11 protein-coding genes are annotated in these 10,494 nt (G+C 55.7%); 4 read left to right on the forward strand and 7 right to left on the reverse strand.

The features are described 5' to 3' along the window. Positions 1-100: 100 nt before the first annotated feature. The 3 genes from ACS603_RS03925 to bioD all read left to right on the forward strand — a co-directional run bounded on the left by ACS603_RS03925 (position 101) and on the right by bioD (position 3,173). Positions 101-1,006 (forward strand): LysR family transcriptional regulator, encoded by a 906-nt coding sequence (locus ACS603_RS03925; RefSeq protein WP_182060839.1) that lies wholly within the window; start codon positions 101-103, stop codon positions 1,004-1,006. 120 nt (positions 1,007-1,126) lie between these two features. Beyond that, complete coding sequence (gene mlc / locus ACS603_RS03930) at positions 1,127-2,347, forward strand: sugar metabolism global transcriptional regulator Mlc (protein ID WP_182060840.1); 1,221 nt, start codon at positions 1,127-1,129, stop codon at positions 2,345-2,347. 130 nt (positions 2,348-2,477) lie between these two features. Beyond that, positions 2,478-3,173 carry a dethiobiotin synthase gene (bioD, locus tag ACS603_RS03935; protein WP_182060841.1) on the forward strand — a complete coding sequence of 232 codons (696 nt, stop codon included), beginning with the start codon at positions 2,478-2,480 and terminating at the stop codon, positions 3,171-3,173. Here bioD and clcB read toward each other — a convergent pair. The 6 genes from clcB to ACS603_RS03965 all read right to left on the reverse strand — a co-directional run bounded on the left by clcB (position 3,108) and on the right by ACS603_RS03965 (position 9,178). Beyond that, positions 3,108-4,418 (reverse strand): voltage-gated ClC-type chloride channel ClcB, encoded by a 1,311-nt coding sequence (gene clcB, locus ACS603_RS03940; protein WP_182060842.1) that lies wholly within the window; start codon positions 4,416-4,418, stop codon positions 3,108-3,110. The genes bioD and clcB overlap by 66 nt on opposite strands. A 102-nt stretch (positions 4,419-4,520) precedes the next feature. After that, a complete protein-coding gene (osmV, locus tag ACS603_RS03945) occupies positions 4,521-5,669 on the reverse strand; it encodes an osmoprotectant ABC transporter ATP-binding protein OsmV (RefSeq protein ID WP_182060843.1) in 1,149 nt (382 codons plus the stop codon). Next, a complete protein-coding gene (gene osmW / locus ACS603_RS03950; RefSeq protein WP_182060844.1) occupies positions 5,669-6,316 on the reverse strand; it encodes an osmoprotectant ABC transporter permease OsmW in 648 nt (215 codons plus the stop codon). The genes osmV and osmW overlap by 1 nt, the downstream gene beginning before the upstream one ends. 8 nt (positions 6,317-6,324) lie before the next feature. Then, positions 6,325-7,224, reverse strand: coding sequence for an osmoprotectant ABC transporter substrate-binding protein OsmX (gene osmX, locus ACS603_RS03955; RefSeq protein ID WP_474943790.1), 900 nt, complete (start codon positions 7,222-7,224; stop codon positions 6,325-6,327). Between the two features lie 18 nt (positions 7,225-7,242). Beyond that, positions 7,243-7,956 (reverse strand): osmoprotectant ABC transporter permease OsmY, encoded by a 714-nt coding sequence (gene osmY, locus ACS603_RS03960; RefSeq protein ID WP_315688455.1) that lies wholly within the window; start codon positions 7,954-7,956, stop codon positions 7,243-7,245. A 280-nt stretch (positions 7,957-8,236) separates the two neighbouring features. Next, positions 8,237-9,178 (reverse strand): NAD-dependent epimerase/dehydratase family protein, encoded by a 942-nt coding sequence (locus ACS603_RS03965; RefSeq protein WP_474943791.1) that lies wholly within the window; start codon positions 9,176-9,178, stop codon positions 8,237-8,239. Positions 9,179-9,279: 101 nt separating this feature from the next. On the opposite strand from ACS603_RS03965, the gene ACS603_RS03970 reads away from it, so the two are divergent. Beyond that, on the forward strand, positions 9,280-9,678 hold the full coding sequence (locus ACS603_RS03970) for a MerR family transcriptional regulator (RefSeq protein ID WP_474943792.1): 399 nt from the start codon (positions 9,280-9,282) through the stop codon (positions 9,676-9,678). 28 nt (positions 9,679-9,706) lie between these two features. On the opposite strand, the gene ACS603_RS03975 is transcribed toward ACS603_RS03970, so the two are convergent. Continuing rightward, the gene (locus ACS603_RS03975) at positions 9,707-10,330 is read right to left on the reverse strand and encodes a glutathione S-transferase family protein (protein WP_315688458.1); all 624 of its coding nucleotides are present in this window, start codon (positions 10,328-10,330) and stop codon (positions 9,707-9,709) included. Positions 10,331-10,494: the final 164 nt, after the last annotated feature.

The following is a 10,494-nucleotide window of genomic DNA, read 5'->3' on the forward strand; positions in this document are numbered from 1 at the left end:
CCCGTGATTGGCTGGTGACGGGTATGACCACATGATCAGGGTAGGAAAATGTAAATATTCTGTCTAATATATTAATAATCTCAAATGATACTTTAAAAATATGAATATCGAACTGCGTCACCTGCGCTACTTTATTGCCGTGGCAGAAGAGCTGCATTTTGGTCGCGCTGCTGCCCGTCTGAATATCTCCCAGCCACCGTTAAGCCAGCAAATTCAGATCCTGGAGCAGCAAATTGGGGCGCGCTTACTGGCACGGACCAACCGCAGTGTGAGCCTGACGGCAGCGGGGAAACAGTTTCTTGTCGATAGCCGCCAGATCCTGAGCATGGTCGATGACGCTGCCGCCAGGGCAGAGCGACTCTACCTGGGGGAGGCCGGTGAACTGCGCATTGGTTTTACCTCATCCGCCCCCTTTATCAGCGCGGTATCGGCCACGCTTTCGTCGTTTCGCCGTCATTTCCCGGATGTCCATATTCAGACCCGTGAAATCAACACCCGCGAACAAATCGCCCCGCTGAATGAAGGCTCGCTTGACCTGGGCCTGATGCGAAACACCCAGCTGCCGGACTCGCTTGAATGGCAGGTTATCCTGCGTGAGCCGCTGATGGCGATGATCCCGCATGATCACCCGCTGGCCTCGCGCGCCACGGTATCACTGGCTGAACTGGCTAAAGAGCCGTTCGTCTTTTTCGACCCGCAGGTAGGAACCGGGTTATATGACGACATTCTGGGGCTGATGCGTCGTTACGGTCTTACCCCGACAATTACGCAAGAAGTGGGCGAGGCGATGACCATTATCGGCCTGGTAGCCGCCGGGCTTGGCGTTTCTATCCTTCCAGCTTCGTTTAAGCGGGTACAGTTGCGGGAAATGCGCTGGGTGGCCATTGAGGAGGACGATGCCATTTCTGAGATGTGGCTGGTATGGTCAAAACACCGGGAACTCAGTCATGCGGCACAGCGTTTCAAAACGCAGCTGATGACGGCTTCGCGGGGGCGAAATGTTTAAGGAAAGCGGGAAAAAATGTGCAGTAAATCACATGGCTAAGTAAATATTTGACGAGCACCATTGAAGTGCTTCACCATAGCCCACAGTTTATTTCGAAGCTCGAAAATAAGGGAGTACGAGGTGGTTGCTGATAGTCAGCCAGGGCACATTGATCAGATTAAGCAGACCAACGCTGGCGCGGTTTATCGCCTGATTGATCAGCTTGGTCCGGTTTCGCGTATCGATCTTTCGCGCCTGGCACAACTGGCACCTGCCAGTATTACCAAAATTGTTCGTGAAATGCTGGAAGCACATCTGGTTCAGGAGACCGAAATTCAGGAGCCGGGCAGCCGTGGCCGCCCTGCGGTGGGGCTGGTGGTGGAAACCGAGGCGTGGCACTACCTGTCGCTGCGTATCAGCCGTGGCGAAATTTTCCTCGCCCTGCGCGATCTGAGCAGCAAACTGGTGGTTGAAGACCGCCTGGAGCTGCCGCTTGATACCGAACAGTCACTTCTGGACGCGATCCTCACGCATATTGACCAGTTCTTTATTCGCCATCAGCAGCGTCTTGAGCGCTTAACGGCGATTGCCATCACCATGCCGGGTATCATCGACACGGAAAACGGGATTGTGCATCGGATGCCGTTTTACGATGGCGTCAAAGAGATGCCGCTTGGCGAAGTGCTGAAAAACCATACCGGCGTGCCGGTCTATATTCAGCACGATATCAGTGCCTGGACGATGGCAGAGGCGCTGTTTGGCGCATCCCGCGGCGCACGCGACGTTATTCAGGTGGTTATCGATCATAACGTGGGAGCCGGAGTCATCACTGATGGTCGTCTGCTTCATGCCGGTAGCAGCAGCCTGGTGGAAATTGGCCATACTCAGGTCGATCCCTATGGTAAGCGCTGCTACTGCGGTAACCACGGATGCCTGGAAACCATCGCCAGCGTTGAAAGCGTGATGGAACTCGCGCAGGTGCGACTGAGCCAGTCGATGAGTTCTACGTTGCATGGCCAGCCGTTAACGGTTGATGCCCTGTGTGCGGCGGCGAGGCAGGGCGATCTGCTGGCAAAAGATATCATCACCGGTGTGGGCAATAACGTCGGCCGCATTCTCGCCATCATGGTGAATTTGTTTAACCCGCAAAAGATATTGATTGGCTCACCGCTCAGCCAGGCGGCGGACATCCTGTTCCCGGCTATTTCAGATTGCATTCGCCAGCAGTCACTCCCTGCATACAGTAAGAATATCGTGGTCGAAAGCACCCAGTTCTCGAACCAGGGAACCATGGCCGGTGCGGCGCTGGTAAAAGACGCCATGTACAACGGTTCGTTACTGATTCGTTTGCTCCAGGGCTAACTCATTTCCACAGATGTAAGAAAAATTGCGCTATCTCAAGCCGGGTAGCGTATGCATCCCTTAGACTTCCCTCACTGAATTATTTACCTGGTTTATATTTTCGAGGCATCACCAAGAGGTGGGATGAGTCATGCTTAAGCGTTTCTTTGTAACGGGTACTGATACCTCTGTCGGCAAGACCGTTGTGTCCCGTGCTTTGCTGCAAGCCCTGGCGGCAAACGGTAAACATGTAGCAGGGTACAAACCGGTCGCAAAAGGCAGTAAAGAGACGCCTGAAGGACTGCGTAATAAAGATGCGCTGGTCCTGCAAAGTGTCTCAACGCTGGAATTGCCGTATCACGCCGTAAATCCTATCGCGTTAAGCGAAGATGAGAGCAGCGTGGCGCACAGCGGCCTTATCAATTACACCCTGTTGTCCGACGGACTGGCAAACCTGAGTGAAAAGGTTGACCACGTTGTTGTCGAGGGGACGGGCGGCTGGCGCAGCCTGATGAATGATTTGCGCCCGCTGTCAGAATGGGTTGTTCAGGAACAACTGCCGGTCATTATGGTGGTGGGCATTCAGGAAGGGTGCATCAACCATGCATTGTTGACAGCACAGGCGATTGCCAATGACGGCCTGCCATTGATGGGGTGGGTAGCAAACCGCATCAATCCGGGGTTGGCGCATTACGCTGAAATTATCGATGTGCTGAGCAAAAAACTGCCTGCGCCATTAGTTGGCGAGTTGCCGTATCTGCCCCGTGCCGAACAGCGCGAGCTATCGCAGTATATCAATCTCTCCGCGCTCGGTAGGATGTTGTCCGTAGATAGAGTCGTGGCGTAACGTTCTCGACAGCACCGAGGCAATCACACACGCAACCAGTAAACCGGGCAGCAGCGAATACTGTCCGGTCATTTCACAGACCATCAGTGCCGACATAATCGGTGCATGTGTGGTGGCCGCCAGCAGCGTTGCCATTCCCGCCAGCCCCAGCAAAATCGCGGTTTCTGAACCGGGAAACCATAGCGCGAAGATCTGCGCAAACAGCATTCCTGTCGCCATACCGACGAACAGTGTCGGGGTGAACACCCCGCCCGGCGCGCCCGAACCGCTGCTTGCCAGCACCGCCAGCAATTTGCAGATAAAGACCCCGGCAATTACCGCCAGCAACGGCGGGGAGAGCAGAAATGCCTGTACCACGCTGTAACCATTGCCCCAGACTTTTGGCGTCAGTAGCGACAACAGCCCGACAATCAGGCCGCCAAGCGCAAGCTGGAACGGCGGCGAGAGCTTGAGCCGCAGAAAAAGAGCGTGGCTGGCGTTCATCAGCCACATCAGCAACGGGCCACACACGCCCGCCAGCAGTCCCATCCCCAGCATGAGCGCATAATCAACGGCGGTCAGCGTGTCGCTAAGATGCACCTCATAGAGCGTACTGGCACCCGGGCTGAGCAGACGCGTGGTGAGCAATGCCACAACGGCCGCAATCACCACCGGACCAAGTGAGGCCAGCATCAGCGTGCCAAACAAAATCTCCGCGATGAACAGGCTTCCGGCCAGCGGCGCATGGTAGGCGCTGGCCATCCCGGCCGCGGCACCGCAGGCAATCCACAATTTCCATTCTGATTTCGGGGTGAAGCGTTGGGCAAAAAACGATGCGGCGAGCGCCGCAAGCAGGATCATCGCGCCTTCACGGCCAATGGCGCTGCCGCTGGATACCACCAGCAAAGATGCCAGCGATTTAACAAGGCTGGCGCCGTAGTCGAACTGCCCGTCACCCGTTTCGAGGGCTTCCATGTAATCGGTGGGCGCCTGAGGGCGTTGTGCGGTCAGCCGTTGCCATCCCCACAGCAATAACCCCGCCGCCAGCCCACCCAGTGCCGGCGTGAGTGCCCGTCTCAAGGGGGAAAGTGCGCCCGCAGCATTCACCAGGCTGCCGCTCTGGTTAGCCAGAAACAGCCATTCAAGCAGAAACATCGCGTGGCGAAAAACAGCAACAGCCAACGCGGCCAGCACGCCTGTAAGAGTGGCAATCAGGAACCGGCGAAACATGGCGCGAATGTCGGGGTAAGTATGAAGACGTTGCATGGGGCACGCGTAAACGGGAAAGATACAATATTGTGATGGGAAATCGCGAGGTTAGCAAAAGGTATGCGTGCGAAAAAAGGCCGGGCATTGCCCGGCCTGGTATCAGCTCTCGCTAGAAATATTCAGCGCCCGACGTGTGCGCCCTGAGCTCAGGTACTCTGCAATGTAATCCTGAGAAATTTCTCCGTTATAGCGCCCATCTTCATCGACAATCGGCATCCAGCTGGCGTTGCTCTCATACAGACGAGATAACACCACGCGCAGGTTATCTTCGGCTTTGCCCGTCATGCGGAACGGGTGCAAGATATCGCGGCACGTTCCGCTGGTGTTCCGCGCTTCACGGCGCTTCACAAAGCCCAGCGGTTTACCCTGGTCATCCACCACGGTAATGGCGCGGATATCGTTGTCATCCATTGTGGCAAAGGCTTCTGGCAGTGGCGTCGCTTCACGCGCCGTGATGGTAGGCTGCTGATCGGTTACATCACCGGCAGAAACCAGCAGCAGGCGTTTCAGGGTTCTGTCCTGCCCGACAAACGAGCCAACAAACTCATTCGCCGGTTTCGCCAGCAGCTCGTCCGGGCTGGCGCACTGAACTATCCGCCCCTGACGGAAGACGGCGATCCGGTCGCCAAGTTTTAGCGCTTCATCGATATCGTGGCTCACCAGCATTACCGTCTTTTTCAGCTTACGCTGCATCTCCAGGAACTGATTCTGGATCACCTCACGGTTAATCGGGTCGACGGCGCCGAAAGGTTCATCCATCAGCAACACTGGCGGATCTGCCGCCAGAGCGCGGATCACCCCGATACGCTGCTGTTGCCCGCCGGACATCTCACGGGGATAGCGGTTCAGGAACTTATGCGGATCCATCGCCACCATGTCCATCAGCTCTTGCGCGCGGGTTTTACAGCGGGTTTTGTCCCAGCCCAACATGCGCGGCACCACGGTAATGTTCTCTTCAATGGTCATATTCGGGAACAGACCGATTTGCTGGATGACGTAACCAATGTTGCGGCGCAGGGTGACGGTATCCATGGTGCTGGTGTCTTCGCCGTTGATGAGGATCGTCCCGCTGCTGGGGGTTATCAGGCGGTTAATCATCTTCAGGGTTGTGGTTTTCCCGCACCCGGAAGGGCCAAGCAGGACGCACATTTCCCCTTCGGGGACATTCAGGTTGACGTTGTCGACAGCCTTCACGGTCAGCCCTTCTTTCTGTGAAAAGTGTTTGCTGAGATTTTCCAGTTTTATCATTATCGAATCCCCTTTGGAGTCAGCACGACCTGGAGGCGATGCAGCAGCCAGTCGAGCACAATCGCTAAAAGACAAATCATCAGTGCGCCCGCAATCAACATTCGGATATCGCTGCCGCCAATGCCGTTAAGCAACAGCAGGCCCAGCCCGCCCGCGCCGATGACGGCGGCAATCGCCATGACCCCAATATTCATCACCACGGCGGTGCGGATCCCGCCGAAAATCACCGGCAGCGCCATTGGAATTTCGACCCAACGCAGGCGCTGCCAAAAGGTCATACCGATGCCACGTCCTGCTTCCCGCAAGCCCGGCGGCAGGCTGTCGAGCGCGGTATGGGTGTTACGCACAATCGGCAGTAACGAGTAGAGGAACACCGCCGTAATAGCGGGCAGGGCACCAATACCCTGACCGATCAGCGAAAAGAGCGGGATCATCAGGCCGAACAGGGCAATAGAAGGAATCGTCAGCACAAGAGTGGCAACACCGAGTACGGGCGTGGCCAGCCATTTATGGCGGACAATCAAAATACCCAGCGGCACGCCCGTGATGATGGCTAAGCCAACGGCGAGCGCCACCAGCCACAGGTGCTGTAGCGTCAGGGTTAACAGGTAGCTCCAGTTATCAAGGATGTAATGAACGGTATCCATAGCGCCTCCTACAGCATCTGTTTGCTACGCAGGAAATCACGGGCGACCTGCTGCGGTGACTGATGATCGATATCCACTTTTTTATTCAGTTCGGTGATAACGTCGTTGTTGAGCTGGCCCGAAAGGGTATCCAGCGCCTCTTCCAGCCCGGGATTGGCCGCCAGCGTGTCTTTGCGCACCACAGGGGTCACCGCGTAGCTCGGGAAGAAGCCTTTATCGTCTTCCAGTACCTTGAGGTCAAAACCCTTCACGCGCCCGTCGGTGGTGTAAATCAGCCCGGCATCGACAAAGCCATCGCGCACGGCGTTATAAACCAGCCCCGGATCCATCTGACGGATTTGCGGGCGATCCAGCGCCATGTTGTACGCTGCCTGTAGGGGCTTCATCCCGTCGCTGCGCCCGGCAAATTCCAGGTCTAAACCCAGCAGCCAGTTGTTGTCCGGGTCGGTTTTTCGGATCTGCTCAATCTTAGCCACTAACTCCGACAGGGTATTGATGTGCTCGGCCTCGGCGCGCTTACGCTGCATGGCAAAGGCGTAGGTGTTGTTCATATCCGCGGGTTTGAGCCAGACCAGACCGTGCTTCGCGTCCAGGCGTTTTACCGTCTCGTAAGATTCCTGCGGCGACATGCGTTTGTTGATGTGGTTAAAGATGATGAGGGACGTACCTGTGTACTCCCAGGTCATATCAATCTGCTTATTGATCATCGCGTTACGGGAAATCACCGTTGCGATATTGGTTTGCGGCTGCACCTGAAAGCCCTTCTTTTGCAGGTACTGCACCGTCATGGCCGACAAAATGTGCTGCTCGGTAAAGCTCTTGGTCGCCAGAATCAGCGGCGCGGCGAGCGTCTGGCTGGAAAAAAGCGCCGCAGCACAGAGCGCCGTGAGGCCGGAAAGTAATCTCATAAAAGCTCCTTGTTATTGTTATCGAGCGAGATGCGGACTCATCACGCGACCCAGTGCAGCCAGCAGGGTATCGAGGATAAGGGCGAACAGGGCGGTGGCCGCTGCGCCTAAAATTAGCGTCGGGAAATCGTTAAGGTAGATGCCGGGAAAAATCAGCTCACCGTAGCTGCTGGCACCAATCAGGAAGGCCAATGGTGCCGTACCTACGTTGATCGCTGTGGCAATGCGAATACCGGAGAGCATCACCGGCCAGGCGTTGGGGATTTCGACCTGAAGCAGACGTTGCCGCCGCGTCATTCCGATGCCGTTCGCGGCTTCCAGCAAGGACGCTGGAACCGAGCACAATCCGGCGTAGGTGTTTCGCACAATCGGCAGCAGAGACGCCAGGAACAGCGCGATAACGGCAGGTTTATCGCCAATGCCGATCACCACCATCGCCAGTGCCAGAACGGCCAGCGGCGGCAGGGTATTGCCCACGTTAAAGATTTGCATCACGTATTCTGCTATCCCGCGTGCTGCGGGGCGACTCAGCAAGATCCCGCCTGGGATGCCAATCAGCAGAGCGAAGAACATCGACGAGAAAACCAGTATCAGGTGCTGCTGCCCGAGGTAGAGCAAATCAACCTGGCGCGCTTTGATTGTCTCAAGCCCAATGCCCCAGATCAGAAGAGCAAGGACAGCGATAATGGCGGCGATAAAAAGCAGAGAACGTTTTAGTAATGACGCGTGCATTGCGGTGTGTCTCCCTGTGCTCATGCGTTATAGCAACCACAGGTTGCCTGTTGTTATGCCATGTTTTGGCAGGGGTAGATGAGCTATAGCAAGTGACCGGGAAGGGTTCCAGCGAAGAGGGGAAATCAGTAACCCTATGATTAATGAGTAAACCTTGTGTCAGGCCAGATGAGGTAAGGGCTGGCTATGGGAGAGACAGAATAGTCCTAAAGACGAAAATGAAATGTGACACCGTCACATATTGGGCCGCGAGCCCGGTGTGCGGGCGACGCGGTTTACCTTACAACGTGCCGGACTTGTTCCATTCCTGCCTGATTTTCTCCAGCCCTTCACGGTAGGTGGTGACGGCGAAATCGGGGAAGCGCTGTTTAAATTTTGCTGACTCAAACAGGTTATCAAACTCATACCTCGGCAGCAGTTCGCGTATTTCACGGGCACCCTTCGAAACGACTCCTGCCACAGTAAACGCCAGTTTACTGATGACGCTGTAATCCGCCTGCTGGCCGAAGATGTCACAGGCGAGCGTGACAAATTGCTGGTAGGTAAGACGGTCATCGCAGCAGGGCAAATGCCAGCTCTGACCGTAGGCGTCGGGCGTATTGCCCAGCACGGCCAGCGCGCGGCTGGCGTCAGGTGTCCAGATGAGCGTGCGGAGTTTATCGTCACGTACCGGAACGCGCGGCTGTTTGCCGCTTTTGAGTTTGTCGAGGATCAGCGCATTGGTGAAGCTTTGCGTCTTTCCGGGCCCGTAAAACTCGGGCGCACGTCCGATAAGAACGGGGATCTCTGCACGTTTCATCTCATCAAGCACTCTGTCTGCCATCTCTGCCCGCACTTTTCCTTTTCGCCCGCGCGGGGCAAAGCATGTCTCTTCGGTTTGCGGTGCGTTGCTCTGGGGGTACATATAGGTATTGTCAAAATAGACGAATTTGGCCCCGGCCATTCGGGTGGCTTCAAGTGCGTTTCTCAGCATGTCCGGGAACTGACGCTCCCACAGGGCGGAGTCGGGCGGCAAACCGGCGGCAAAATAGACCGTATCACTGCCTTTCACCGCGTTCCGGGTTTGCTGCGCATCGAGCAGATCGGCGGCGAACGTCTCATCGCTGTCGTTAACTTTCTGCGGATGGCGGCTGACCAGTCGCAGGTCATCGGTGTAATCGCGCTTTAACTCGCGGGCCAGTTCGCGGGCAATTTGCCCGCTGGCGCCCAGAATGGTTTGCATTTCAGCTCCTCAGTGAAGACTCATTTTGCGATCGTCAGTTGACCGTGCAAAAAGTATAAGTTTAAAGTTAACTTTAAGGTCAACAGGCAAGGGCAGAGGAAATGAAAATTGGCGAGCTGGCAAAAATCACGGGAATTACACCATCGCGAATTCGTTTTTACGAAGCGGAAGGCCTGCTTCCCAGGCCCTCGCGACAAGGCAACGGGTATCGCACCTATTCTGCGCAAGCGGCAAATCTGCTGAAGATTATCGACAACGCGCAGCGCACCGGTTTTTCGCTTGAGCAAATTCGCCGCTTTCTGCCACAACCGCAAAAACAGTGGGATCATGAGGGACTGATCCAGTCCCTGAACACACGTATTGCGGAAATTGAGACGATGCAAAAACAGCTCGAGGAGAACAAACAAGCGTTGCTGAGCCTGGTCGGCAGTATTGTTAACCGGCCTGACGAGACTTCCTGTGACGACAATATGCAACGTTTGCTGGGGCAGTTGCTTTAACCCCGCAACGTGAGCCGGCGCATAAGCCTTACACCATTCCGTTATTGCCGTGGCGTAAAAATGCCGGACGCTGGTTAAGGCGCGCAAACCAGGCATCGATGGCCGGGACAGAAGGGTGCTCGAACGGCGTCATTTTCCAGCGGTTTACCGACAATCCCAGCACGATATCCGCAAGGGTAAAGGTATCGCCCGCCGCCCACGCCCCTGTGCGCTGGAGCTGTTGTTCAAGGATGCCAATGCAGTGGTTCCATTCTTTAATGCCTGCGGCTATGCGGTCTGGGTCGTTATAGTCCGGGTTCTTACGTGCCAGCGCCGGGAAGACGTAGCGCCAGGCGTTGTTGAATTCTGTGGCTTGCCAGTCCATCCAGTGTTCAACATTCGCGCAGGCTTTTGGATCAGAAGGTAGCAAGTCGTTGCGCCCGGCTTTGCGCGCCAGATAGCGGCAAATGGAGTTGGATTCCCACAACACAAACTCGCCATCAATCAGCACCGGCACCATCGCGTTCGGGTTCAGGGCGCGAAATTCTTCCGTTTCCGTCGAGGCAAAACCGATGCCGAAATCTTCCTGTTGATAGTCCAGCCCGGCTTCTTCACAGGTCCAGAGTACTTTGCGAACGTTTATCGAGGTGGTTTTGCCGAGGATCTTGAGCATGGAGCAGGTGTCCTTTAGAGGATGAATTAATGTGAACAATACGCCAGATTGCGTTTTTGCCACAAAGACGCACAGCTACCAGAAATGGCGGTGCGTGAGTTTAAAGAAACATTCACGGCACTCAGCAGTAACGGGCCACTCATTACAAAGATGCTCTGCCAGCC

It is taken from the genome of Enterobacter sp. Li2LvB3, assembly GCF_056156645.1.

What these genes read in the sequence shown, in the direction of transcription:
- clcB (WP_182060842.1), bottom strand. Translation starts at nt 4,418, where the DNA reads ATGCAACGTCTTCATACTTACCCCGACATTCGCGCCATGTTTCGCCGG.
- osmY (WP_315688455.1), bottom strand. Translation starts at nt 7,956, where the DNA reads ATGCACGCGTCATTACTAAAACGTTCTCTGCTTTTTATCGCCGCCATT.
- ACS603_RS03925 (WP_182060839.1), top strand. Translation starts at nt 101, where the DNA reads ATGAATATCGAACTGCGTCACCTGCGCTACTTTATTGCCGTGGCAGAA.
- ACS603_RS03975 (WP_315688458.1), bottom strand. Translation starts at nt 10,330, where the DNA reads ATGCTCAAGATCCTCGGCAAAACCACCTCGATAAACGTTCGCAAAGTA.
- osmV (WP_182060843.1), bottom strand. Translation starts at nt 5,669, where the DNA reads ATGATAAAACTGGAAAATCTCAGCAAACACTTTTCACAGAAAGAAGGG.
- osmW (WP_182060844.1), bottom strand. Translation starts at nt 6,316, where the DNA reads ATGGATACCGTTCATTACATCCTTGATAACTGGAGCTACCTGTTAACC.
- osmX (WP_474943790.1), bottom strand. Translation starts at nt 7,224, where the DNA reads ATGAGATTACTTTCCGGCCTCACGGCGCTCTGTGCTGCGGCGCTTTTT.
- ACS603_RS03965 (WP_474943791.1), bottom strand. Translation starts at nt 9,178, where the DNA reads ATGCAAACCATTCTGGGCGCCAGCGGGCAAATTGCCCGCGAACTGGCC.
- ACS603_RS03970 (WP_474943792.1), top strand. Translation starts at nt 9,280, where the DNA reads ATGAAAATTGGCGAGCTGGCAAAAATCACGGGAATTACACCATCGCGA.
- bioD (WP_182060841.1), top strand. Translation starts at nt 2,478, where the DNA reads ATGCTTAAGCGTTTCTTTGTAACGGGTACTGATACCTCTGTCGGCAAG.